Source organism: Streptomyces sp. NBC_01445, assembly GCF_035918235.1.
Taxonomy (GTDB): Bacteria; Actinomycetota; Actinomycetes; order Streptomycetales; family Streptomycetaceae; genus Streptomyces.
Genome location: NZ_CP109485.1, coordinates 927,899 through 951,887, shown reverse-complemented (window position 1 = coordinate 951,887; position 23,989 = coordinate 927,899). Strand labels below are relative to the sequence as shown.

At 71.3% G+C, this 23,989-nt stretch carries 24 protein-coding genes and 1 riboswitch; of the genes, 12 read left to right on the top strand and 12 right to left on the bottom strand.

Annotated features, from left to right (window positions below):
• Positions 1-141 precede the first annotated feature (141 nt).
• Positions 142-942, top strand: coding sequence for an ABC transporter ATP-binding protein (locus OG574_RS04680; protein ID WP_326771997.1), 801 nt, complete (start codon positions 142-144; stop codon positions 940-942).
• Between the two features lie 156 nt (positions 943-1,098).
• Here OG574_RS04680 and OG574_RS04675 read toward each other — a convergent pair whose 3' ends face one another.
• Positions 1,099-1,656: an AAA family ATPase gene (locus OG574_RS04675; protein ID WP_326771996.1), complete on the bottom strand. Its 558-nt coding sequence runs from the start codon at positions 1,654-1,656 to the stop codon at positions 1,099-1,101.
• A 147-nt stretch (positions 1,657-1,803) separates the two neighbouring features.
• On the opposite strand from OG574_RS04675, the gene OG574_RS04670 reads away from it, so the two are divergent.
• Positions 1,804-2,262, top strand: a complete 459-nt coding sequence (locus OG574_RS04670) for a MarR family winged helix-turn-helix transcriptional regulator (protein WP_326771995.1) — start codon at positions 1,804-1,806, stop codon at positions 2,260-2,262.
• Positions 2,263-2,415: 153 nt separating this feature from the next.
• Positions 2,416-3,642, top strand: a complete 1,227-nt coding sequence (locus OG574_RS04665) for a PP2C family protein-serine/threonine phosphatase (RefSeq protein ID WP_326771994.1) — start codon at positions 2,416-2,418, stop codon at positions 3,640-3,642.
• An 11-nt stretch (positions 3,643-3,653) separates the two neighbouring features.
• Here the strand turns inward: OG574_RS04665 and OG574_RS04660 are convergent, their stop codons facing one another.
• Both OG574_RS04660 and OG574_RS04655 read right to left on the bottom strand, forming a co-directional pair.
• Positions 3,654-4,865 carry an FAD-dependent monooxygenase gene (locus OG574_RS04660; protein WP_326771993.1) on the bottom strand — a complete coding sequence of 404 codons (1,212 nt, stop codon included), beginning with the start codon at positions 4,863-4,865 and terminating at the stop codon, positions 3,654-3,656.
• Between the two features lie 119 nt (positions 4,866-4,984).
• Positions 4,985-5,779: a helix-turn-helix transcriptional regulator gene (locus OG574_RS04655; protein WP_326771992.1), complete on the bottom strand. Its 795-nt coding sequence runs from the start codon at positions 5,777-5,779 to the stop codon at positions 4,985-4,987.
• A 58-nt stretch (positions 5,780-5,837) separates the two neighbouring features.
• Between OG574_RS04655 and OG574_RS04650 the strand changes: the two genes are divergently transcribed.
• From OG574_RS04650 to OG574_RS04635, 4 genes are all read left to right on the top strand, one after another.
• Positions 5,838-6,320 carry a DUF2000 domain-containing protein gene (locus OG574_RS04650; protein ID WP_326778361.1) on the top strand — a complete coding sequence of 161 codons (483 nt, stop codon included), beginning with the start codon at positions 5,838-5,840 and terminating at the stop codon, positions 6,318-6,320.
• Between the two features lie 351 nt (positions 6,321-6,671).
• Positions 6,672-8,771, top strand: a complete 2,100-nt coding sequence (gene fusA / locus OG574_RS04645) for an elongation factor G (protein WP_326771991.1) — start codon at positions 6,672-6,674, stop codon at positions 8,769-8,771.
• Between the two features lie 129 nt (positions 8,772-8,900).
• On the top strand, positions 8,901-9,872 hold the full coding sequence (locus OG574_RS04640) for a class I SAM-dependent methyltransferase (protein WP_326771990.1): 972 nt from the start codon (positions 8,901-8,903) through the stop codon (positions 9,870-9,872).
• Complete coding sequence (locus tag OG574_RS04635) at positions 9,869-10,372, top strand: hypothetical protein (RefSeq protein WP_326771989.1); 504 nt, start codon at positions 9,869-9,871, stop codon at positions 10,370-10,372. The genes OG574_RS04640 and OG574_RS04635 overlap by 4 nt, the downstream gene beginning before the upstream one ends.
• A 24-nt stretch (positions 10,373-10,396) precedes the next feature.
• Here OG574_RS04635 and OG574_RS04630 read toward each other — a convergent pair whose 3' ends face one another.
• The 4 genes from OG574_RS04630 to tnpA all read right to left on the bottom strand — a co-directional run bounded on the left by OG574_RS04630 (position 10,397) and on the right by tnpA (position 13,743).
• Positions 10,397-12,022, bottom strand: coding sequence for an amidohydrolase (locus OG574_RS04630; RefSeq protein WP_326771988.1), 1,626 nt, complete (start codon positions 12,020-12,022; stop codon positions 10,397-10,399).
• A 77-nt stretch (positions 12,023-12,099) separates the two neighbouring features.
• On the bottom strand, positions 12,100-12,759 hold the full coding sequence (locus tag OG574_RS04625; RefSeq protein ID WP_326771987.1) for a TetR/AcrR family transcriptional regulator: 660 nt from the start codon (positions 12,757-12,759) through the stop codon (positions 12,100-12,102).
• Between the two features lie 151 nt (positions 12,760-12,910).
• On the bottom strand, positions 12,911-13,240 hold the full coding sequence (locus OG574_RS04620) for a deoxyxylulose-5-phosphate synthase (RefSeq protein ID WP_326771986.1): 330 nt from the start codon (positions 13,238-13,240) through the stop codon (positions 12,911-12,913).
• Positions 13,241-13,386: 146 nt separating this feature from the next.
• Positions 13,387-13,743 (bottom strand): IS200/IS605 family transposase, encoded by a 357-nt coding sequence (tnpA, locus tag OG574_RS04615; RefSeq protein ID WP_326771985.1) that lies wholly within the window; start codon positions 13,741-13,743, stop codon positions 13,387-13,389.
• A 91-nt stretch (positions 13,744-13,834) separates the two neighbouring features.
• Here tnpA and OG574_RS04610 point away from each other — a divergent pair, with 91 nt between their 5' ends.
• The gene (locus tag OG574_RS04610; protein WP_442816791.1) at positions 13,835-14,992 is read left to right on the top strand and encodes an RNA-guided endonuclease InsQ/TnpB family protein; all 1,158 of its coding nucleotides are present in this window, start codon (positions 13,835-13,837) and stop codon (positions 14,990-14,992) included.
• Positions 14,993-15,065: 73 nt separating this feature from the next.
• Here OG574_RS04610 and OG574_RS04605 read toward each other — a convergent pair whose 3' ends face one another.
• Positions 15,066-15,965 (bottom strand): LysR family transcriptional regulator, encoded by a 900-nt coding sequence (locus OG574_RS04605; protein ID WP_326771984.1) that lies wholly within the window; start codon positions 15,963-15,965, stop codon positions 15,066-15,068.
• A 120-nt stretch (positions 15,966-16,085) separates the two neighbouring features.
• Here OG574_RS04605 and OG574_RS04600 point away from each other — a divergent pair, with 120 nt between their 5' ends.
• The gene (locus OG574_RS04600) at positions 16,086-16,469 is read left to right on the top strand and encodes a tautomerase family protein (protein ID WP_326771983.1); all 384 of its coding nucleotides are present in this window, start codon (positions 16,086-16,088) and stop codon (positions 16,467-16,469) included.
• Between the two features lie 34 nt (positions 16,470-16,503).
• Here OG574_RS04600 and OG574_RS04595 read toward each other — a convergent pair whose 3' ends face one another.
• Together OG574_RS04595 and yczE are read right to left on the bottom strand one after the other, a co-directional pair.
• Positions 16,504-18,240, bottom strand: coding sequence for an immunity 49 family protein (locus tag OG574_RS04595; RefSeq protein WP_326771982.1), 1,737 nt, complete (start codon positions 18,238-18,240; stop codon positions 16,504-16,506).
• A 10-nt stretch (positions 18,241-18,250) separates the two neighbouring features.
• Complete coding sequence (gene yczE, locus OG574_RS04590) at positions 18,251-18,994, bottom strand: membrane protein YczE (RefSeq protein ID WP_326771981.1); 744 nt, start codon at positions 18,992-18,994, stop codon at positions 18,251-18,253.
• 101 nt (positions 18,995-19,095) lie between these two features.
• Between yczE and yczR the strand changes: the two genes are divergently transcribed.
• Together yczR and OG574_RS04580 are read left to right on the top strand one after the other, a co-directional pair.
• Positions 19,096-20,583, top strand: a complete 1,488-nt coding sequence (yczR, locus tag OG574_RS04585) for a MocR-like transcription factor YczR (protein ID WP_326771980.1) — start codon at positions 19,096-19,098, stop codon at positions 20,581-20,583.
• A gap of 27 nt (positions 20,584-20,610) precedes the next feature.
• Positions 20,611-21,186 (top strand): hypothetical protein, encoded by a 576-nt coding sequence (locus OG574_RS04580; protein WP_326771979.1) that lies wholly within the window; start codon positions 20,611-20,613, stop codon positions 21,184-21,186.
• On the opposite strand, the gene OG574_RS04575 is transcribed toward OG574_RS04580, so the two are convergent.
• Both OG574_RS04575 and OG574_RS04570 read right to left on the bottom strand, forming a co-directional pair.
• Positions 21,134-22,012, bottom strand: coding sequence for a bifunctional 5,10-methylenetetrahydrofolate dehydrogenase/5,10-methenyltetrahydrofolate cyclohydrolase (locus OG574_RS04575; RefSeq protein WP_326771978.1), 879 nt, complete (start codon positions 22,010-22,012; stop codon positions 21,134-21,136). The genes OG574_RS04580 and OG574_RS04575 overlap by 53 nt on opposite strands.
• A gap of 22 nt (positions 22,013-22,034) precedes the next feature.
• Positions 22,035-22,125: riboswitch (ZMP/ZTP riboswitch) on the bottom strand.
• Positions 22,112-23,008, bottom strand: coding sequence for a helix-turn-helix domain-containing protein (locus tag OG574_RS04570; RefSeq protein ID WP_326771977.1), 897 nt, complete (start codon positions 23,006-23,008; stop codon positions 22,112-22,114). Its footprint overlaps the riboswitch before it by 14 nt.
• A 97-nt stretch (positions 23,009-23,105) precedes the next feature.
• Between OG574_RS04570 and OG574_RS04565 the strand changes: the two genes are divergently transcribed.
• Positions 23,106-23,900 (top strand): NAD(P)H-dependent oxidoreductase, encoded by a 795-nt coding sequence (locus tag OG574_RS04565; RefSeq protein ID WP_326771976.1) that lies wholly within the window; start codon positions 23,106-23,108, stop codon positions 23,898-23,900.
• The last annotated feature ends 89 nt before the right edge of the window (positions 23,901-23,989 follow it).

Sequence of the window (23,989 nt, the reverse complement as noted above, 5' to 3'; positions counted from 1 at the left end):
CGCCGCAGAGGGCGACGCGGAAGCACCGCCCGCCACCGTCAAGAGCCCCTGACCACCCACCGAGGTCCACGAACTGGACATCTCCGCGTTTGAATGCCGTGTGCAGCTACCCTGTGCCGGTCCATTCGACAGGAGGCGTCAGTGAGCATCGGACGGATCGTCGCCGCCCTCGACGGGGCCTGCGTGCGCAGGTTCACGACGGGCCAGGTCATCCTCGACGACATCGACTGGACGGTGCGCTCGGGCGAACACTGGGCCCTGCTCGGTGCCAACGGCGCCGGCAAGACCAGCGTGCTCCGCCTCATCGGCGCCCTGATGCACCCCACCACCGGCACCGTCGAGGTCCTCGGCCACCGCCTCGGCAAGGTCGACGTACGCGAACTTCGCGCGCACGTCGGCCTGGTGTCGAGCGCGCAGCGCGTGCCGCAGGACCTCACCGGGCACGCCGTCGTCCTCACCGGGCACACCGGCACCGTGCAACCGCTGTGGCGCAAGTACGACGCCGACGTGCGCGAGCGCGCGCACATGCTCCTGGCCGAACTCGACATCAAGGAACTCGCCGACCGGCCCTACGGCGTCTGCTCCGGCGGCCAGCGGGCCCGTATTCTCATCGCCCGCGCGCTGATGGCGGACCCGTCCCTGCTCCTGCTCGACGAGCCCTTCAACGCGCTCGATCTGCCCTCGCGCGAGGACCTCATCGACACGATGCGTCAACTCGCCGAGGGGCGCAGGGAGTTGGCGACCATCACCGTCACCCACCACCTGGAGGAGCTGTCGCTGGCGATCGGCCACGTGCTGCTCCTGCGTGACGGCCGCGTTCTTGCCGGGGGCCGGGCCGACGAGGTGCTGACGGCCGCCCGGATGACGGAGTGCTTCGGCCGCCCCATCGAGGTGTCACGCCACGGGGGACGCTGGCTGGCCCGCTCGGGCACGGCGGGCTAGGGCCTCTCGTTCGGCATGCCGGGCTCGCGAGGCCTGGCACCGCACCTCGCGGCGTTGTCGTCAGTCGCCGACTCCCCCAAGCTCTCGGCTGCGCTCGAGCAGGGAGGGACCCCCGTGACCCCGCTCCCTGATCCGGCCTGATCCAAACCAAAGGCCCTAGGTCCACCCGGTGACAGGCGGCCGGTCGGCCCAGCCGGTTGCCGCCAGCACCTCGTGGGCGATGTCGGTGACCGTCCGCCCGTCGGTCGCGACCCGCACGGTGTCCGTGGGTGCCCGCTCGTCCAGGAGCCGCGCCTTGCGGGCGCTGCCCCGCAGCTCCGTCTCCAGCTCCGAGCCGAGCTCCCGGGCGGCCAGCCGCTCTCCGGCCGTGGCGTCGGAGGCGGTGAGCAGGACCCGTACGATCCGGACGCCCGCTCCCATCGCGCGTTCGAACATGCCGGCCGTCTCGGGCAGCACGCTCACCGTGTTCGTGTAGATGAGGCGGCGGTAGCCGCGGCGGGCGAAGTTGCCCCACACGGCCGTCAGATTGTCCTCGGTGACTCCGGCCCGGTGCGGGTCGCCCTGCGGCGCCGGATGCACCTGACCCATGAAGTCGCCCTCGATCACGGCGTGCGACACCTCCTTGGAGCGCAGGAGGGCCGACACCTCCCAGCCCACGGTCGTCTTGCCGACGCCGGCCCTTCCACCGAGGAGTAGCACTTCCGCATCGCTCATGAGAGCAGGGTGCCAGGGCACGGCCGCCGCGCGCGATCCGAAATCGCGGCGCTCTTCTGCGCCGCGGGCCCTGGACCTCAAGTGTGGTTGAGTTTCTAGGCTCGGGAGTGCCGAAGGATCGTGCGCACCGGACGGAGCGAACCAGTCATGGAGTACTCGCACAACGACGCGGAACTGATCGAGCAGCCCATCGGCTACTGGGCCTGGGCCGCCTACAAGGCCGTCGTCACCCGCACCAGGGGTGCCCTCGCGGAGAAGGGCACCACCCAGCCGCAGTGGTGGGTCCTCGCGCAGGTCGCACGGGCCGAGCACGTCAAAACGCGAGGTGAGGTGTCCGAAACCCTCAGCGGTTACCTCGACGTGGGGGAGATCGTCCTGGCGGAGGAGATCGACGCGACGATCGCCCGCGGCTGGCTCACCGAGGATGCTGCGGGGCGGCTCTCGCTCACGGCGGCGGGTAAGGACTTCTTCGACGAACTGGCCGCGCTACAGGGTGAGTTGTGGTCCGAGCGGCACGCGGGCGTCTCGGACGAGGAGTATCTGACCACCCTCAAGGTGCTTCAGCGCTTCATCCACAACACGGGCGGGCGCGCCTGGCACCACTGACGGCGGCCCGGCGGTCCGCCCATCGGACACGCCGCCGATGACGTAATTGGAGCTCCGGCCCCTGCGGCTGGGACACCCTGTGGTCGTTCGACCGCGAGGTGGCCCGGCACCCGTCGCCGCAGGGCCGGCACACGCAGGGAGGCGGGACGCGTCGTGAGGGATTCCGGAATCGACTACGAGCAGGTGTTCCAGGCGCTGCCCGGCTCGGTCGCACTGCTCAGGCCCGACCTCGTGTACGCGGATGCCAACGAGGCGTTCTGCCAGATGTCGGGGCGCGCCCGTGAACAGCTCGTCGGCCGCTACCTGTTCGACGTCTTCCCCGACAACCCCAACGACGGCGCGGCGACCGGCATGCGCAACCTGGAGGTGTCCCTGCGGAGGGTGGCGGCCACCGGGGAACGCGACAGCATGGCTCTGCAGCGTTACGACGTCGAGTACCACGACCGGCCCGGCCAGTGGGAGGAGCGGTACTGGAGCCCCGTCAACGCCCCTGTCTTCGGCCCGGACGGCAGTGTCGTGCTGCTGCTGCACCGGGTGGAGGAGGTCACCGAGCTGATCCGCGCCAGGGGCGGCCGAGACGGCGACCGGGCCAGGGTGCTGGAGGCGGAGCTCTACACCCGCGCCAGGGAACTTCAGGAGGTCAACGAGCGGCTGCGCCAGGCCCACGCCCGCGAACGCGAGGTCGCCCTGACTCTCCAGTCCGCGATGCTGCCGGTGTCGGAACGCGTCGGCGGTGGCCGGGCGGCTGTACGCTACCGGCCGGCCGTGGGCGCCCTGAACGTGTGCGGCGACTGGTACGACCTGGCCGAACTGCCACACAACCGGCTCGCCGTGGCCGTGGGTGACGTCGTCGGCCACGGACTGCACGCGGCCGGCGTCATGGGCCAGCTCCGCAGCGCCCTGAGCGCCGCCGTGCGGGTGGCCGACGGCCCCGCGGCCGCGCTCGACGCGCTCGGCCTCTACGCCCGTTCGGTCGAGGGCGCCGAGTCCACCACCGCGGCGCAGGTGGTCATCGACTACGACCACCACACCATCGCCTACAGCAGCGCGGGCCACCTTCCGCCCGCGCTGCTCCACACCGACGGCACCGTGGAGTTCCTCGACCGGGCGACGGACCCGCCGCTCGGTGCCCGCCCCGAACCCGCCCCCAGGCCGGAGGCCGAGATCGCCTTCGAGGACGGGGCAGCGCTCGTCCTCTACACCGACGGCCTGGTCGAGCGGCGCCGCGAGGACATCGACACGGGCCTGAACCGCCTCGCCGAGTGCCTGACCCGCCACGCGTCGGCGGACGCGGAGCGCCTCGCCGACACCGTCCTCGCCGAAGTGATCCCGCGCGGCGGCAATGTCGACGACACGGCCGTTGTGATCATCCGGCTCTGACCTGAAGTGCCTTACCCTCGCGCGGAGTTGCGGTGCTGAAGGGTGCGGGCGAGACGGGGGCCCAGCCACTGCTTGAGTCTGCGCAACGACTGCAACTGGTCGGCGGCCCGGTCGATCCGGTAGTAGAGCTGGGGCGGGATGTGGGGGAGCAGCGGGGAGTGCCGCTGGCCGAGCAGGGCGAACATGTGGGCCGGCGGGAGCTGGATGTAGCGGGGGAGGTTCTCGTACCACTGGGCGCTGTGCCGGGCGGCGCTCTGCACGGACAGCAGCTCGCTCTTGCGGGTGTGCTCGTAGAGGGAGAGCGCCGGCCGGATCGTCTTCGCTTCGGCCAGGGAGCTCGCCAGCACCATCGCGTCCTGCATCGCGAGCGTCGTGCCCGCGCCGATGGAGTAGTGCGTGGTGTGCGCGGCGTCGCCGAGCAGCACCAGATTGCCGTGCGACCAGGTCCGGTTGGTGAGGGTGCGGAAGGTCTGCCAGGGGGCCGGGCCGTCGTGGTCGCTGCGGCCGATGAGGGCGTGGCCGTCGAGGAGCGACGCGAAGATTCCCTCCAGGCGGCGCAGGGCCTGGGGCTGGGGCAGGCGGTCGAGTTCGAGGCCCTGCCAGGTCGCCTTGGAGCACTCGACGACGCAGGTGCTGTGCTCGCCGCTGTACCCGTACGCGTAACACCAGATCCATCCGTGCTCGGTTTCCGCGAAGGCGAACGTGAAGCAGCGGAACACCTTGGTCGTGCCGAGCCAGAGGTACGGGTTGCTGCCCAGGGTGGTCTGCGTGCCGAAGTGGCCGGCGTGGCGTTCGCGCATCCGGCTGTTGGCGCCGTCGCCGGCCACGACCAGGTCGGCCTCGGGCAGTTGCTCGCGGTCCTGGATCTCGTGGCCGTACTCGATGGCGACGCCGAGGAACTCCGCGCGGCGGGCGAGGATGTCGAGGAGCCTGTGCCGGCCGATGGCGAAGCCCTCGTCGCCCTCGTGGGTCGTGGTGCGCTGCCCGACGTGGGCGACCCCGTCGCGCCAGCGGAGCGACCCGTCGCTGATCGCGGACGCGGAGTCCGGGTCGTGGCGCCTGAGCCGCTCCAGCATGTCCGGCCAGTAGGTGACGCCCCAGCCGTAGGTGGAGCCGGCCGGGTTCCGCTCGAAGACGGTGATGTCGTGCGACGGGGCCTGAAGCTTCAGCAGGATCGAGAAGTACAGGGTGGCGGGTCCTCCACCGACACAGACAACCTTCACGCACACTCCCAGGGTCTTGTCGCGGCCCGGCCTCGGCGCCCGGCGGCATCCGTGCAACGACGGTAGGGGGAAGTGGTTCCGCGAACGTGTACAACACCCGCTAAAAGCACCCGAAGCGCTCAGCGTGCGGTGCGGGCGTAGCGGCCCGGGGTGATGCCGAGGACCCGCTTGAAGTGCCGGGTGAGGTGCGACTGGTCGTAGAACCCGGCGGCGGTCGCCACCTCGCCCGGCGGCTGCCCGCCGAGGAGCAGGCGGCGGGCCAGATCGACGCGGCGGGACATCACGTACTGGTGCGGCGGGATGCCGAAGGCGCCGCTGAAGGCGCGTACGAGATGGGTCGGGTGGGCGTGGACGAGGCGCGCCGCCTCGTCCAGGGCGATGCCGTCCAGGAGCCGCGCGTCCAGTAGGTCCCGCAGGTCGTGGGCGACGCCCCGGTGGGGCCGCTCGGTGTCGGGGGAACCGGGACGCAGGTGGGTGCGCAGCCGTTCACCGATCAGGGCGAGGCGGCTCTGCGCCTCGAACTCGTCGCCCCGGTGCTCGAGCGCGCTGTGGAGTTGACCGACTCGGGTGCGCAGGACGGGGTCGGTGAGGTCGGGCCCGTCCACCGCCGCGCCGATGAAGGACTCGTCGAGCTGCGTCATGTCGAGGTAGAGGACGCGCTTGCGGAAGCCGTGTGCGGTGGCGGGTGACCCGTTGTGCGGGACACGCGGCGGGAGCAGGCTGACGGTGTCGTTCGGCGTGCCGCGCTCGTGGCGGTCCAGGTGGTAGCGCACCGCGCCGTCGTCGACGATCAGCAGCGTCCACGCGTCGTGGACGTGCATGGGGTACGCGTGCTCGGTGAAGTGGGCGTGGAACACCTCCACGACACCCGCGACCTGCGGGCGCCATGCGGAGATCTCCGGCCGGGGCACCATGCAAGGAACGTACAAGACCTGACCGGGGTGGACAGCGCAGTCTCGAAGCATGAGAACGATGGACGAGATCCCCACCGACATTGCGACGCCGACCCCGGCCGGGGCGGATGACCCTTCCGGCCGCGCGCCCGTCCGCTTCGACACCAAGATCGCCGTCCTGCTGCGCGACGACCTGGAGCCCTGGCAGCGGCTCAACGTGACCGCGTTCCTGGTCAGCGGGCTCGGTACGGCGGCGCCCGAGGTGGTCGGAGCCCCGTACGAGGACGCCGACGCCACCGCGTACCTGCCGATGTTCCGCCAGCCGGTGCTCGTCTTCGAGGGGTCGAAGCAGACCCTGACCACGGCGCACGGACGCGCCCTGTCCCGCGCGCTGCCGACAGCGGTGTTCACGGCGGAGCTGTTCGGCACGGGCAACGACCGGGACAACCGCGCGGCGGTCCGGGCCGTGTCCGCCGACCAGCTGGACCTGGTCGGCATGGCCGTGTACGGCGCGCGGGGCGCCGTCGACAAGGTCCTCAAGGGGGCACGGATGCATCCCTGAGAGATGCGCCTCCGGGCGCTTTTAATCGGGTGCCCGGCACGGGCCCGGTTCCCTACACTCGCCACGTATCCACGCCGCTGCCCTTCGTCGCAGCGCGCGCCGTGACAAGTGAGGGGAGCCGGGCCGTGCGTCACCGCACCGCTGTCGTCGTTCCCCGGTCACGGTTCGAGGTGATCCTGGTGTCTCGGTGCGCCCGGCACCGGCTGCGCGGCCGGTACCGGACCACCGCGACGAACATCTGACACCTCACGTGTCCGCACGACTCCGAACCGACCCTTCGGCGGGGCCCGTTGCGCTGTCCGTCCGGTAATCGCGCTGCCTCTGTGTGGAACCACCTGAAAGGCCACAGGCGTGCGTGCCGACCTGCACCGTCATGACACCGACCCCCTGACCGCCGTCCGCAACGTGGGCATCCTCGCCCACGTCGACGCCGGCAAGACCACCGTCACCGAACGGATCCTCTACGTCACCGGCGCCACTTACAAACGCGGCGAAGTCCACGACGGCACCACCGTCACCGACTTCGACGTCCAGGAACGCGAGCGGGGCATCACCATCTCCGCCGCGGCGGTGAGCTGCGCCTGGGACGGGCACCGGATCAACCTGATCGACACCCCGGGCCATGTCGACTTCGCCGACGAGGTCGAGCGCTCCCTGCGCGTGCTGGACGGCGCGATCGCGGTGTTCGACGCCGTCGCGGGCGTCGAGCCGCAGAGCGAGTCGGTCTGGCGGCAGGCCGACCGCCACGGTGTGCCGCGCATCGCCTTCGTGAACAAGCTCGACCGCGCCGGTGCCGACCTCGACACGGCGGTCGAGTCGATGCGTCGGCGTCTCGGCACGGTACCGATGGTGGTCCAGCTGCCGGTCGGCCGAGAGGACGCGTTCACCGGTGTCGTCGATCTGATCCGCATGCGTCTTCTCACCTGGCGCGAGGGCGGCGACACGTACGAGGAGGGGCCTGTTCCGGTAGAGCTGCGCGAGGAGGCGCGGCGGCGAAGGCGGCTCCTCGAGGAGACGGTGGCGCAGCTGCATCCCGGCGCGCTGGAGGAGTTCTGCGACGGATCGGCTCTGTCCGCAGGGACGTTGGCAGGAGCGCTGCGGGATCTGACGTCCAGTGGTGAGGGCGTCGTCGTGCTGTGCGGATCGGCGTACCGCAACCGCGGTGTCGAGCCGCTCCTGGACGCAGTCGTCGCCTACCTGCCGTCACCGCTCGACGTGCCCGCGGTCCGCGGTGCCGTCGGCGACGACGAGCAGGAGCGGGCCTGCGATCCGGCGGCTCCGCTGGCCGCGCTGGTGTTCAAGGTGCAGGCGACTCCTCGCGGGCGTCTGACCTATCTGCGGGTGTACTCGGGAACGGTTCACAGGGGAGAGGCGGTGCGGGATGCGGGCGCACGGCGTACGGAGCGGATCGGCCGGATCCTGCGCGTCCAGGCCGACCGGCACACCGAGGTGGAGCGCGCGGTGGCCGGGGACATCGTCGCGGTGGCCGGAGTGAAGGCCGCCCGCAGCGGCGCGACCCTGTGTGCACCCGACGCGCCTGTCGTCCTCGAACCGCCCACGGTGGCCGAACCGGTCGTCTCCGTGGCGGTCGAGGCACACAGGAACGCCGACAGCGCCCGGCTGGTGTCCGCGCTGGCACGACTCGTCGAGGAGGACCCCTCGCTCGTCGTCAGGACGGACCGCGAGAGCGGCCAGACGGTGCTTTCGGGCATGGGCGAACTGCATCTGGAGGTGGCGGTGGAGAAGATCCGCCGGGCCCACGGTCTGGAGGTCGGCGTCGGCAGGCCGCAGGTGGCCTACCGGGAGACGGTCTCGCGCGGGGTGTCCGGTCTGGTGTACCGGCATGTCAAACAGGAGGGAGGAGCAGGCCAGTTCGCGCACGTCGTCATCGACGTACGGCCGCTGCCGGTGGCGCAGGACGGTACGGGCGACGGCGCGGCGGACTTCGTGTTCCGGTCGGTCGTCACCGGCGGACGGCTGCCGAGGGACTACGTCCAGGCCGTGGAGGCCGGGTGCAGGGATGCCCTGAGCGAGGGCCCCCTCGGCGGCCATCGGGTCACCGGGGTGCAGGTCACGCTCACCGACGGGTCCACGCACCCCAAGGACTCCTCGCCGATGGCGTTCCGTACGGCGGGCCGTTTCGCGCTCAGGGCGGCCTTCCGGGCGAGCGTCATGGCGCTCCTGGAACCGGTCGTCGAGGTCACGGCCACCGTGCCGGAGGACGCCGTGGGCGGGGTGCTCGGGGACCTGGCGGCGCGACGCGGACAGATCTCCGCCTCCGCGATGCGCGCGGGCACCGCGGTCGTCACGGCGACGGTGCCGCTGGCCGAACTCTTCGGCTACGCGTCCCAGTTGCGCGGCCGGACCCAGGGCCGGGGCACGTTCACCAGCCGGGCGACCGGCTACGCGCCGGTGCCGGGTGCGGTGTCCGATCAGATGGTTCCGCGGTAGCCGCGAGAGCGATGGCCCCGTCCGTCCGAGGGCGGGCGGGGCCGTCCGGCCGTGGTGCGACACCGGGCCGCCACCACCGCCTCCCAGGGCGCGGCGCCGACGGCCTCCCCAGCCACGTACCTTCTCCCTGTGCAGCTCATCGAGATATCCGACCTGGTCGTGGACCACGACCCCGGCACGCGCGCACGCCTGCCGGTGCGGGGCGCCGACGTCGTCGCGCGGCTCGTCGCCGCGGGTGACCGCAGTGGCGCCCGTATCGCCGCCGGGCTGGCGTGCGACGACGAAGGGAACCTCGATCCGCTCGCCGTGGACCGCCGGCTCGTCGCCGTCCACACCGAGCTCCAGCGGCTCAGCGAGGAACTGCGCCTCGGCGACCGCATCGCCGAACTCCTGCGTCCGCTGCTCGCCGTGATCCGCGCCGCCGGGCGGACCGACGGCCCTCTGCGGGTGGTCGACGTCGGCTGCGGCCTCGGCTACCTCGTGCGGTGGCTGGCCGCGTCGGGCGCCCTCGGCCCCGATGTCGACCTGGTCGGCGTGGACTTCAACGCGGCCCTGGTCACCGAGGCCGGGCGGCTCGCCCGCGCGGAGGCACTGCCCTGCCGTTTCGTACGGGGTGACGCGTTCGCCCTCGACGAGCCCGCCACCGTGTACGTGTCGACGGGCGTCCTGCACCACTTCCGGGGCGATGACCTCGACGACTTCTTCGCCGCCCAGGCCACGCCGGGCACCGCCGCGTTCTGCCACTTCGACATCGCCGCCACCGGTCTCGCCCCGATCGGCGCGTGGGTCTTCCACCGGGCGCGGATGCGCGATCCGCTGGGCCGCCACGACGGTGTGATGTCGGCCCGCCGCGCCCATGACGACGAGACACTGCTGGCGGCCGCCGCCCACGCCGACGGCCTGACCCCGCTCGTGTACGAACCGCGGGGCCGCAGCAACCCGTTCTGCACCACCCTGCGCCCCGTCATCGGCGTACGCCCGGACCTGCTGTCACCGCTGCGGGCCGAGCTGGGACCGGGACCGTCGGGCCGCCTGGTCGGGCGTGCGGACACCGTGGGCGGGACACGCCACGGGGCTTCGGCGGGGGAGGGCGCCGGGTGAACGCCTTCCTGCTCGCCGCTCTGGCGCTCGTCGACGCGGCGTTCGCCGGGTTCCGTGCCTACACCGGACGGGACGGCCGCATCCGTAAGTCGAAACGGGCGCTGCTCGCGGCCCGCCGCGGACTCGCGGTCAGCGCTCCGGCGCTGCTGCTGAGCGCGGCCCTCGCCGTGACGCTGCTCGTCGCCGCGGCGGACCGGGGCGCGCGCTATGCCGAACTCGACGCCGCCGCCCAACGGATGCTCCTGTGCTATGCGTCGTACGCGGTGATCGTCGCACTGAGCCTGGGCTGCTACCTGTGGGGCCCGTTCCGGGCCGGCACCCTCGCCGTGGTCGTCGGCCTGGGGCCGCTGACCCTGGTGCGTCCGCTGGTGGTGCTCGCCGGGGCGGTCGCGGCCGCATGGGGTTCGCTTCCGGCGGCCTCGGTGGCGGCGGTCGCGGCGGTGGGGGTGCTCCTGGTGGAACCGTTCGTCCATCGCCGCTGGTACGCGGAGCCGGTGTGAGCGGCGCCGCGTACCCGTGGACGACTACAGGCTCGCGTCGCGGTGCGTGGGGCGGCCGTCGAGGACGGTGAGCAGCACCGGCAGGTCCGGCAGCGCGGTGTCGGCCGTGGTGAGCGGGTTGTCGGCGAGAACGGTGAGGTCGGCGCGGAAGCCGACGGCGATCCGCCCGGCCTCGGTCTCCTCGCCCGCCGCGTAGGCCGCGTTGACCGTCAGACCCTGGAGCGCCTCCAGCGGCGTGAGCGCCTGCTCAGGTCCGTGCGGGTCCTGGGTGAGGTCGCGGCTCGGGCGGCGGTGGCGCGCGCCGGCCATGACCCCGAGCGGCGGATACGGGGCGATCGGCCAGTCGGAGCCGAGGACCACGGTGGCGCCGGAGTCCTGCAGATCGCGGCAGCGCCAGGCGCGCGACGCGCGCTCCTCGCCGAGGCGGCGCGACCAGTTGTCGGTGTGGTCGGCCCGGGTGAAGTCGCAGCAGTGGGTGGGCTGCATGGACGCGATGACGCCGAGCGCGGCGAACCGGCCCAGGGTGTCGTCGGGCACGGTCTCGATGTGTTCGACGCGGTGGCGCGCTCCGCGCCCGCCGGTGGCCTGCGCCTTCTCGACGGCGTCGAGGACATGGCGTACGGCGGCGTCGCCGATCGCATGGGTGGCGGTGGGCACTCCGGCGCGGTGCAGCTCGCCGATGATCCGCGTGTAGACCTCGGGGTCCGGCCAGAAGGCGTGGGTGGACTCGCCGTGGCAGTCCGGGCGCTCCAGCCAGGCCGTGCCGTTGTCGATGGTGCCGTCCATGAAGATCTTGACGCCGTCCGTGCGCCACAGCGCGCCGCCGGCGCCCTGCTGCTCGATGAGCGCCCGTACTCCTTCGGCGTCGGTGCCGGGCTGGCACCACGGCGCGACCCGCAGCCGGAGCGCGAGCTCACCGGCGGCGTCGAGCTCGGAGAACAGGGCGAGGCTGTCGCCGTTCGCGTCCATGACGTGACCGCCGGTGAGCCCCGAGGCGGCCATGGCGCGCAGCGTGGCGGCGAGCCGTGCGCGGCGTTCCTCCCGAGTGGGCTGCGGGGCGACGCGTTCCACGAGCTCGCAGGCGGCGTCCTCCTGGAGCAGACCGGTGGGACGGCCCTGCTCGTCGCAGACCACTTCGGCGGAGGCCTGGTCGAAGGTGCGCGGGCCGTCCACGCCCGCCAGTTCCAGCGCGCGCCGGCTGGCCAGCATGGAGTGGGCGTCGAACAGCAGCAGAAGGGCCGGTACGCCGTCGAGGACGGAGTCGAAGGGGGCGATCCCGACGGGCCGGTCACCGAAGACGTTCGGGTCGAGCCCCCAGCCGTGCAGCCACGCCCCCGGCGCCAGGTTCCGCACCTCGGCGGCGAGTGCCGTGCGCACGTCCTCCACGCCGGCACAGCCCGACAGGTCGAGGCCGCCCGTCAGCTCGGCGCCCGAGACGGGGTGGAGATGCCCGTCGACCAGGCCCGGGGTCACCACGGCGCCCTTGAGGTCGATCACCGTGGTCGAGGCGTCCACGTGCTCACGTATGCCGTGGTCGTCGCCCAGGGCGGAGATCCGGCCACCGGACACGGCGAGGGCTGTCTGCGGCAGGAACGCGCCGGTGACCGGGTCGAGCAGGCGGGCGGAGAGCAGGACGAGAGGGCTGGGCACAGCGGCTCCTTGAGGGGCGGGTGGGGGTGGCCGGGACGCGGGTCCCAGCCAGTGGGTGGTGGCCGGGACGCGGGACCCTAGCCGGTGGGTGACGCCGTGATCGGCGCGTCGGATCGGGTGAGCGTCCCGTGCGGAAGGCCGAGTTCGCGTTCCGCCGTCGTGGCGGCCATGCGCGACACCGCGGCGGGACGGCCGCTGGTGTCGGTGTTGGCGTGCGCTCCGAGGCCGTCGAGTACGACCAGGATCTGAATGGTCGTCACATATGGGTCGTCCGTGCGGAATTCGCCCCGGTCGACGCCGTGCCGGATCAGGTCGGCGAGCCGCTCGCGCCAGGCCGCCTCCTGCTCGGCGACCCGGTCGCGCAGGACGGGTCGGTAGCGGCTGAGGTGGCGCGCGTTGATCCAGAGGCGGCTGATGTCGTCGTAGGACGTGCCCGTCGCGCGTGCGAAGAACCATCCCAGGTGCAGCGTGGGCGTCCCCTGGGCTCGCTCGGCGGGCAGGAGGCTGTCGAGCTCGGCGCTGGAGGCGCTGCCGAAGGCCTCCGCCACGAGGTCGTCCGCCGAGGGGAAGTAGTGGCTGATCAGTCCGGGGCGGACGCCGAGCCACTCGCCGATCCGCCGCAGCGTGACGCACTCGAGCCCTTCGGCGAGGGCGACCGCGGCGACCGCGTCGACGATCTCCGCACGTCGGGCGGCCGGCGTCTTCCGAATTCGCTTGTGCTGGACGCTTGACGGCATACCGGGATGCTATTGAGTGCGTGACCAATAGGCAAGCTCGTGGCCGGTCAGGAGTTCGCCGACTCACCACCGACGCAGTGGCCGCCCGCGGCTGCGTCAACGCCGCTCGGCACGACGACGGCGCCCGTCGGCGCCGACCGGGCCCGCAGATCTACGGCACGTCGTACCGCTTGAGCGCGCGGGCGACCGGCTCACCGGACCGCTCGGCGTACGCAAGGCGCTCGCGCACCTCACGCAGACCGCGGGGCCGGAACCCCGGGCCGCCGCAGCAGCTCTTGTGGAAACCCACGCCCGCGTGCAGCAGAACCGAGAGCGTCCGCCACGCGGCGGTGTCGCGGCGGCGCGGCGCGGCGAAGGCCGATCCTGCGTGGATCAGCGGCTCGGCACAGCGCGGACAGCTCCGCTCCCTGTCCCGGTCGTAGGGCTGCTTGTACGAGACCCGGCAGGGCAGGCACACGTATGAGGTCTTCCCGTGGGTCATGGCGCCACGGTATGCAAAACCGCCCGTGGCTTCGACGGAATTCTTCAGCAGGATCTAGCGCGGAACCCCGGGCGTTCACGCCCCGGAGGAAGCGCTTCTCTGGACTGCTGTGACCTGCAGGTTCCCACGGGTCCGCACGGTTGGCCTCAGCCGGGGCGCCTCTGGTTCTCGATGTACTTCTTGATGATCGACAGGGGGGCGCCTGCGCACGAGGCGGCAAAGTACGAGGGCGACCAGAAGCGGTCACCCCACAGGTACGTGCGGATATCTCCGGGAAATCCTGACGGATCCTGCGCGCGGAGACGCCCTTGAGGGAGCCTACGAGTCGGGAAATGACGACCTTGGGGCGAGTAGTGCACAAGGAGGTGGACGTGATCGTGTTCGCCCTTGAACTCCCGCAGCTGGGCGCCGAAGTCGGTGCAGACGGCGCGCATGACTTCCTCGCAGCGTCGAAGGATCTCGTCGGTGAACGGTCCGCGCCGGTACTGGGGTGTGAAGACCAAGTGGGCGTGGAGGGTGTAGCGACCGTGGGACCCTTACGAATATTGGGGTTTGGCTCCCAGTGTGGTGACATAGGTCGATACGATCGCCCGTGTGAAGATCGTCGTGCAAGTGAAGTTGATGCCGGAGGCCGAGCAGGCCGCCGCGCTGTCGGTGACGCTGCACACGGTCAACGAGGCCGCGAACTGGGTGTCGGCGGTGGCGTTCGAGCACGGTGTCCCGCGTGAGTACGAGCTGCGCAAGCACACCTACGGTGAACTGCGGTCGCGGGGACTGGGGGCGCAGGCCGCCCAGCACATCATCAAGAAGACCCGCGACGCCTACACGACCCTCAGGGCCAACATCCGTGCCGGGAACCTCGGCAAGGAAGGCTCTCAGCGTCGCCGCAAGGCGGAGTCCAAGCCGATCACGTTTCGGCCCGAGGCCGCGCAACCGTATGACGACCGGTGTTTGAGCTGGCAGTACGACGCGCAGACCGTGTCCATCTGGACAACCGCTGGGCGCATCAAGAACGTCCGCTTTGCCTGCTCGCCTGACGCACTCAAGACGCTCCGGGACCACCGGCAGGGCGAGTCGGACCTGATCGAACGCGACGGCGTGTTCTACCTGCTCGCGACCTGTGACGTTCCCGAGGCTGAGCAGTACGAGCCCGACCACTTCATCGGCGTAGACCTTGGAATCGCCAACATCGCCACCACATCCACCGGCCACAAAACCGCCGGGCGCGGCCTGAACCGCCACCGCAAGCGGCAACTCGACCTGCGCAGGAAACTCCAGGCCAAGGGCACCAAGTCCGCCAAGCGGCTGTTGAAGAAGCGCAACCGGCGCGAACAGCGCCACGCGAAGAACCAGAACCACATCATCGCCAAGACGATCGTGACCGAGGCTGAACGCACCTCGGCCGGGATCTCCCTGGAAGAACTCAAGGGAATCCGGCAGAGGGTACGGCTCCGCAAGCCCCAACGGGTCGCGCTCCACTCCTGGGCCTTTGCCCAGCTCGCAGACTTCATCGTCTACAAGGCCCGCAGGGCCGGCGTCCCCGTGGTCTTCGTCGATCCCGCCTACACCTCGCAGCAGTGCTGCGAGTGCGGCCACATCGACAAGAAGAACCGGGCAAGCCAAGCCCTGTTCACCTGCCTCAACTGCGGGGTCGTTGCCCACGCAGACCAAAACGCTTCCCACAACATCGCCCGCAAGGGCGAGGCTGTGTGGACTGCGGGGCGTGAGTCACGCGTCCCTGCCACCCCATAAGGGTGACTGGACGGAGGAGCCCACCCAGCAGCCAGTTGGACGCTACCTCCAAGCCCAGTCCTTTAGGACCGGGTCAAGTTGACGTCGTGCGTGTGTCCGACATGGCGCCGGCCGCGGCGAGATGGTCCAAAGCGGAGTCCGCCAAGGTGCGGACGGCCGGCTGCCAGGGGCGGGCCCGGGGTCCGGTCAGCACGAGGCGCCGTGAGGTCTGGGGGTGCAGCGGCAGCAGCGCGAGGTCGGGCGGGATCAGGGAGCGGGACACCTCCGACAGGACGGTCACGCCGATACCGGCCTGCACCATGCTGATCAGGGTTACCAGATCCCGTACCCGGTGCGTGGGGGTGAACCTCAGCCCGGCGAGGCGGTGGATCGTCCGGATGCGGTCCTCGCAGCCGTTGGGCGAGATCAGGAACGGATCGTCCTCCAGGTCGCGGATGTCGACGACCGGCTCACCGGCTAGGGGATGGTCCAGGGGCAGCACAGCGCGGTAGTCGTCGGCGGCGAGCTGGATGCCCGGGCCCGGGGGAGGGTCGATCAGGATGGCGGCATCGGCCGTCCCGTTCTCCAGCCAGCCGGCGATGTCGGAGCTGTCCCCTTCGAAGACCCTGACCGTGACGCGGGGCTGGTCCTCGCCCCAGTGCCGCAGCAGGCCGGGGATCAGGCCCTGGCAGACCGTCGGGGTGGCGGCCAGGCGCACCGTGCCCGTCATGGTGGCGGCGTCAGCCGCGAGTTGCTCCACGGACCGGGTCGCCGCCACCGCTGTCCGGGCGTGTGGCACGACCCGCTCGCCGAGCGCCGTGGTCCGCACCGGAGTGGCCCGCACCAGCAGCGGCGCGGTCAACTCGCGTTCCAGGGACGCGACCGCGTGCGACACGGCCGACTGGCTCAGACCGAGTTCGGCCGCCGCCGCGCTGAATCCGCCCGCGTCGACGACGGCGAGGAACGCCCTCAACTGGGAAAGGTTCACGGTCATGCGTGGGCCTCATATACCTATGACACGTATGCGTTGGATCAATGGTGCCAGGTCGGTGACGCTTGGTCCGTGCCGCCGCCTCCGGCGGGCACACCCCCCGGCACCTGCTCAGGAGAAGCCATGCCTTTCATCCGTGTGACGGTCACCGACACCGCACTTCCCGCCGACGTACAGCGCACCCTCGCCGAGGGCCTGACGGGCCTGGCCGTCTCGGCTCTGCGCAAGTCCGGCGCCAGGACCATCGTGCACGTCGACCTGGTGCCGGCCGACTGCTACTACGTCGACGGCAGGCCGCTGACCGGTGGCCTCGACGCCCATGTCGAGGCCACCGTCACCATCGGCACGAACAGCGCCGCGGAGAAGGCCGCGTTCATCGCGGAGGCGGGCGAACTGCTGACCAAGGCCCTTGGGCCGCTCGCCCGTTGCGGAGTCGCGCTGCACGAACTGCACCCCGAGAGCTACGGCTACGACGGCGTGACGCAGTTCGACTTCTACCGGCGCTAGGCCGCCCGGCGGTAGCCGCCCCCGGAGCCCGCTCTCACGTGTCGAACTCGCCGTACCAGGCCCGGTCGAGGAGACAGGTGGGCAGATACGGCGACTTGCTGTCGACCGGGAACTCCGAGTCGAAGGCGAGGCACGCCAGCGCGAGCGGGCCGAGGGCCACCCGGCTGTGCGGTCCCGTCGAGTCGCTCCAGTAGCGCTCGTGATGGGCGAGCGCCTCCGTGAGCGCTTCCGCGAAAGCCTCGTGGTCGCCCGTCACGAGACGGTGGAAGAGCGCGACGGGCTGGTAGTCGACCAGGTTCAGGAAGTCCGCAGGCGTGCGGGTCGCCACATCGGGGTGAGAGGTGTTCATGGTGGCGAGCAGCTTCTGGACCACATCGTCCATGGGGCGCTGCAACCAGTATGTCTGGAGCGTGTCGATCCAGTGGAAGACGTACTCGTCCATGGGCGCGGCCCGGCGCAGGTCGTCCAGCGGCACGTGGCACAACTGGGTCATGCGGTCCCGCTCGCGGCAGACGACGGCGAGATAGAAGGCGTTGAGCCAGGCGCGGCCGTCCGCGTACGGGGCGGGGCCGGTGACCGGAAGCGTCACGACGTCGTGCCCGATCCGGCAGGCGACGCTGCTCTCCCGGGAGGTCGTGGTGGCGAACAGCGCCGAGCCGACCTGCATGGCACCGACCCATGCCTCCCAGGTCTCCAGCGCGCCCCCGTCGGGGTCGGACGCGCAGCGCACGTGGCTCAGGGCGAGGGAGGCCGCGAACGCGTCGCCGAAGGCCCCGGGGGACTGAGGCAGCCGGGCTGTCAACTCTGCTGAGGTCTGGGCGAGTTGGTCCTCGGTCTGCGCACCGGAGGCCGGCTGCGGCGCGGCATCGGCGGAGTCCTGGCCGCGCAGGGACCTCATCAGGTCCATCAACTCCTGCGGCGGCACCACGGAGAACGACCGGTTCTCGTGGTCGAAGACCGTGAGCGAGACAAGCCGCCCCTGGCGCCACCAGTACAGCCGCGGTGAGAGCGCGCCCGGCCCGTCCTCGTAGGCGCCGATGGCGTAGGAGCCCAGGTCGTTGACGGCGTCCACCACGCTGCCGTCCACGATCGGGTGGAACGCCAGGAGGTGCCTGGTCGGCATCACGACGAGCGCCCCGGCTTCCGGCAGCTCCCGGCCGGTCAACTCCCGTACCAACTCCGGGAGTACGAGCGCCTTGCTGGAGACGAAGAACGAGTCCCCGTACACGGAGTGCATCAACGCGCCCTGCGGGCCGCGGAATTCGTCGTGCTCGACCGGCTCACGGATCAGGTTCGCGCGGCCCGCAGCCCACAGCTGCTCAGCACCGACGCGCGCCACGTCCCGGTCGTCGAGTATTCGCACGGAGGTGGGTGCGTCCAGGGCGAGGACCGCGAGCAGCCCCTCGGCGACCGGCCGCGCATGGCGGAAGCCGTCGGCCGTGTCGCCCGGGAAGGCGTCGTCGGGAAGCAGCCGCCAGCATGTCCGCTCCAGGAGATCCGTGGCGCTCTCGCCTCCCTGGGAGGCGTTCTCCAGGCCGGCGAAGTGCTGCTCCACGATCCGCGGCCAGTCGTCCTCGGCGGACTGGCGACACCGCTGCGCGAGGTTCGACAGCGGGCTCAACCTGCCCTCCAGGCGCACCGCGTCCCCCGTCACGGTCATATGGGTGCCGTGACGGGCGAGGAAGTAGGCGGCCGTCAGGCTCCGCAGGCGCTCGGCCTGAGGGACATTCAGCATCGGCAGGTGTGGATCGGGTGCGTGGTGAGGGTTCACTGCACAGACTCTACGAAGACGTGCGGGAGCCGGTGACAGGTGGGCCCGTGCGTCCGGTCCGGGTCGGGCTCGCGCAGGCGAACCGGGGCAGGAAGAACTGCGTGACGGGGCCGACGGTCAGGGCGTACAGCACGGTGCCGAGTCCCACGCCGCCGCCGAGCAGCCAGCCAAAGGCGAGTACGGCGACCTCGATGAACGTGCGGACGACGCGGATGGAACGTCCCGTCAGGGCGGACGCACCGGTCATCAGCCCGTCCCGGGGCCCCGGCCCGAACCGTGCGCCTACGTAGACGGCGATGGACAGCGCATTGGCGAATGTCCCGGCGAGGAGGAGCCCGACTCGTTCGGGAAGGGCCAGGCCCCCGGGGACGAGCGCGAGCCCGAGGTCGGACGAGACGGCGATGACGACGATGTTCGCGGCGGTCCCGAACGTCGGCCGCTGCCGCAGAGGGATCCACAGCAGCAGGACGGACACACCCACGACCGCGGTGAGTGTGCCGAAGCTCAACGAAGTGTGCTTCTCCAGACCCTCGTTGAGAACGCTCCAGGGACTCAGACCCAGCCCGGCGCGGACCATGACGGCCATGCTGAATCCGTACAGGGCGAGGCCGGTGAACAACTGGGGCAGGCGGCGGAGTGGGCGTTCGCCGAGGCGTACGTAAGTGAGTGGGGGAGCGGGGCGGTTGCGCCCGATCCCTTCGTCGCCCGGCGTCGCCCGCTCGGAGCGGGCCGTCGTGTCCGTGTCCTGCTGCATATGCGCCTGCCTCCACCGTGGTGCCATGGGCCTTCAAGGCCATTGCGGCAACTCTGTAGAGTGATTGGCCCGGATGACATGGCCAATCTCGGGAGAATGGTTTGACTGATGCGAACGCCTTTGTGCCGGTGGACAGGGTGGGCCGCGCGGACCGGACCCTGGGCAGCCGTCAGCTCGCCGCGATGCTGCCCGACACCGCCGGCACGAGACCCGCCTATCGACACCTCGCGCAGGCGATCAGCACGCTCATCCTGGACGGACGCATCGCCCTGCACGTCAGACTCCCCGCCGAGCGCGAACTGGCAGCCGTCCTCGACACCAGCAGAACCACCGTCACCGCCGTGTACGACCTGTTGCGCGAGAGCGGCTACGCACACAGCCGCCAGGGATCGGGCACGTGGACCGCCCTGCCCGAAGGCCGCACCCCCAGTGGCATCACTCGCCTCCTCGGCCCCCAGGACACCGCGATCGACCTTGCCAGAGCCTCCCCCGGGCTCCCGCAGCAGGCACTCGTCGACGCCCTCGTGCACATCACCCCGCAACTCGCCGAGCAGGCCCACACTCCTGGCTACCACCCCTACGGCCTGCCCGACCTGCGCGCAGCCATCGCCGAGCGCTACACCCGACGGGGCCTCGCCACCCTGCCCGAACAGATCCTGGTGACGTCGGGCGCACAGCACGCGCTGACACTCGTCCTGGGACTGCTGGGCAGCCCCGGCGACCGGGTCATGGTCGAGAACCCGTCCTACCCGAACGCCCTTGAGGCGCTACGCCGAGCCCGGCTGCGTACCGTGTCCGTCCCCGTGACCGACACCGGCTGGGACATCGAGATCACCGAATCGACGCTCCGCCAGGTCGTGCCCCAACTGGCCTACCTGATCCCCGACTTCCACAATCCGACCGGCTGTCTCATGCCCGAGCACGAGCGGGCACGCGTCCTGCGCGCGGCGGAGCGGTCCGGTACCTGGCTGGTCATCGACGAGACGCTTGCCGACCTCGCGCTCGACGTCCCCCCGCCGCCTCCCTTCGCCTCCCACGCGGCGAAGGGAGGTACCGGGCAGGTCATCAGCATCGGCTCGATGAGCAAGACGCATTGGGGCGGCCTGCGCATCGGCTGGCTGCGGGCGCCCGCACGGCTCGTCACCGAACTCGCGGGCCAGCGCGTGGCCACCGACATGGGCGGATCGGTCGTCGATCAACTGCTGGCCCTCGCTCTCCTGGACCGGGGTGACGGGCTTCTGCCGCCCCGGCTTGAGCAACTGCGTGTGCAGCGCGCCGCGTTGGCCGCCGCGCTGACGCAGCACATGCCGCACTGGACGTGGCAACTGCCTCCCGGAGGCCTGTCGTTGTGGGTCGACCTGGGTGAGCCGGTGGCCTCCGCGCTGTCCGAACGAGCCCTCGACAACGGCGTCCGGATCGAGAGCGGCGCCTGCTTCGCCACCGACCCCGGCATCTTCGAGCAGCGGATGCGCATCCCGTACACGACCCCGGCGGACACCCTGCGCGAAGCCGTCCACCGCATGGCGGCGGCGCTCGCCGCCGGCCTTCCGTCGGTGTCCACCGGGCGACGGCCGCACTGGGTCGCCTGAGCATCAGAGGACGAAGGAGATCGCTGCATGGCGTACGGAGGTGAGCGTCCCGGGACCGGTCCGTTCTTTCGCCTCGCATGGCGTGGGTCCCACTACCCGGGCCGGCCCGTCGAGGACCTGTGGATCACCCTCGGGGTGGATGGGGACGGCGGCTGGTGGTTCGACGGGTACTTCCTCGGGCGCCTGCCACTGGGCCAGGGCGCGCCGCGGGCCGCCGAGTTCGCCCGGTGGCTCTTGGCGGCGCCGCCGACGGGCCCGTACGAGCGGGAGTTCACGCTGATCGACCGTGAACCGCAGGCCGGATCCCCGAGGATCGCTGCCGGCACGCTGCTGACCGTCGGGTTCCTCCTGGGCCGCGAGGAACCCGACGGGCCCGAGTATCTCCAGCTGCTGCCGTCGGGCGAGACGGCCGTACGGCACCTCGGCTTCGAGGTGTGCGCACCGCTGGAGTGTGAACCGCTGCCGCGCGCCGCCCTCGAGGTGGCGGCGGCCGGACTTCTCGACGCCGCCACCGACCAGGGATCCCGGATGCGCGATCGGCGCGGTCCTGTCAGGCGAGCGCGCGATCGAGGTCCGCGCCGAGCTGGTGGTACGCCGCGGTGACCGTCTGGGCCAGGAGGACGGCGATGGTCATGGGGCCCACGCCGCCGGGGACGGGAGTGATCAGGCGGGCCCGCTCGGCCGCGGTGTCGAAGTCCACGTCGCCGACGTTGCCCGCGTTGTAGCCGGCGTCGATGACGACAGCGCCGGGCTTGATGTCCTCGCCGCGGATGAGCTGGGGCCGGCCCACGGCCGCCACCACGATGTCCGCCTCCCTCACGTACGCGCTCAGGTCGGCCGTGCGGGAGTGGCAGTACGTCACCGTGGCGTCCCGTGTGAGCAGCAGCATCCCGGCGGGCTTGCCGAGGATCGCGCTCCGGCCCACGACGACGGCATGCCGCCCCGCGACATCGACGTCGTACTCGTCGAGGAGCCGCATGATCCCGCCGGGTGTGCAGGAGACGAACCCGGGCAGCCCGAAGGCCATCGCGCCGAACGAGGTCATGGTGACGCCGTCGACGTCTTTCTCCGGGGCGATGGCCTCGAACGCCGCACGTTCGTCGATGTGCGGGCCCACGGGGTGCTGGAGCAGGATTCCGTGCACCGACGCGTCCTGCGACAGCTCGCGGAGAGTGGCGACCAGCTCAGCGGTCGTCGTCTCGGCGGGGAGCTGGACGCGCCGCGACTCGATACCGGCCTTGGCGCAGCGGGCCTGCTTCATGCGGACGTACGTGACGGAGGCGGGATCCTCGCCCACCAGTACGGTCGCGAGGCAGGGCGCCGAGCCCGTGCGCCTCACCAGCTCCGCCGCTCTGCCCGCGGACTCCTCGACGAGACGCCGAGCGGTGCCGGTGCCGTCCATGAGGTGGGCTGTGTGTGTCGGGGACATGGTCGCCTCCCAGGCGTCATTGACCATTCGCCCAGGCGCACGGCATACATCGACCCTTTGGTCAGGCCGCTCCCCGGTGGTTCTCCACCCCAGCGCCAGTCACGGCCTGTCTGCCACTGTAACGGCTTCGGTCAGCCGCGCGAGAGCCGCGGCCTCCTCGCTGCCCTCCTCGGCGCTGAAGACGTGCACGACCAAACCCGTCTCGCCGGGCGCGGCCGGTACGTGGAGAGTCTCGAAGTCCAGGGTGAGCAGCCCGGCCACCGGGTGCCTCAGACGCTTGCGCCCCGCCGCGCACATCACGACCTCGCCGCTGTCCCAGATGCGCCTGAACTCCTGGCTGAGCGCGGTGAGTTCGGCGATGAGCGCGGCCAGTTCCGTGTCGTCGGGGTAGCGCCCCGACCAGACCCGGAGCTGGCCCACGGCCTCCGCCGCCCGGTCCTCCCACTCCGGGTGGACGACGCGGGAAGCGGGGTCGAGGAAGAGGTACCGCGCGTTGTTCCGGTCGCGGCCGGCCGGCTCGCCGAGGCCGCCGATCAGCTCGGCGCCGAGGGCGTTCCACGCCACCACGTCCAGGCGATGGTTGGTGGCGAAGGCGGGGAAGCCGGCCATGGAGTCGAGGAGCCGCCGCAGCATCGGGCTGACCCGGGCCTCGGGCGCGGGGCCCTGCCGGGCGCCTGCCAGGGTGGCGAGATGCCCGCGCTCCGCCGTGTCGAGGCCGAGCGCCCCGGCGAGCGCGTCGACGACCTCGGCGGAGGGCTGGGTGGCGCGGCCCTGTTCCAGGCGCACGTAGTAGTCCACGCTGATCCCGGCGAGCTGTGCCAGCTCCTCGCGGCGCAGTCCCCGTACCCGCCGGCGACGGCCGCCGGAGAGCCCGACGTGCTCCGGTGTGACACGCGCGCGGCGGGCGCGGAGAAAGTCTCCGAGACCGCGCTGCGAGCCGCCGGTGGTGAGGGTGGCGCCCGCGCCCGTGTCCCCGATGTCCTTCACGCCGTCCATGGGCCCAAGTATGCGTGGCCCTCGCAGTACCAGGATGAGCGTTCCGCCGTTGACCAGGGTGCTGGCTGACCGGACACCCTTGGGCGAGCGTGAGGGTATGAACGACACGACGCCTCGGCAGCCCAAGAAGATCCTCGTCGTCAGCGCCCACCCTGAACCCCGTTCGCTCAACGCCGCGTTGACCGGCTTCGCGGTCGAGCACCTGCGCACGGCAGGACACGAGGTGAAGGTGTCCGACCTCTACGCGATGAAGTGGAAGGCGACGGTGGACGCCGACGACTTTCCCGAGCGCACCGGAGCGGGCCGGCTGCACGTGATGGCCGACTCCGAGCGGGCGACGCTGACGGACGGTCTGTCGCCCGACATCGCGGCGGAGCAGGAGAAGGTGCGCTGGTCGGACGCGGTGGTCCTGCAGTTCCCGATGTGGTGGTTCTCGGCGCCCGCGATCCTCAAGGGCTGGATCGACCGGGTCTTCACGAGCGGCTTCGCGTACGGACCTGCCGTCCCGCCGCCGTACGGCGAAAGCTCCCTGCCGGGCAGGCGGGCGCTCGTGTCGGTGACCGTCGGCGCGCGCGAGTCGGCGTTCTCCGACCGTGGTATCCACGGAAGCCTCGCGGACGTCCTGCACCCCATTCAGCACGGCCTGTTCTGGTTCACCGGCATGAACCCGCTGGAGCCGTTCGCGGTGTACAGCTCGAACGAGCTCCCCGACGACCGCTTCGTCACGGCACGGACGGAGTACGCCCGACGACTCGACACACTCTTCACGGCCACGCCGGTCCCCTTCCGCCCCCTCACGGGCGGCGACTACGACCACGACATGCGGCTCCTGCCGGGAGTCGAGACACCGGGCACGAGCGGACTCGGCCTGCACGTCCGCGACCGGGCCTGAGGGCCGTCCCACTCGGCCGACCCTCCCGAGCGCCCGCCTATTTGAACGTGTTCAAATATCTGCGCTAAGGTGGTGCCGACACGATGAGG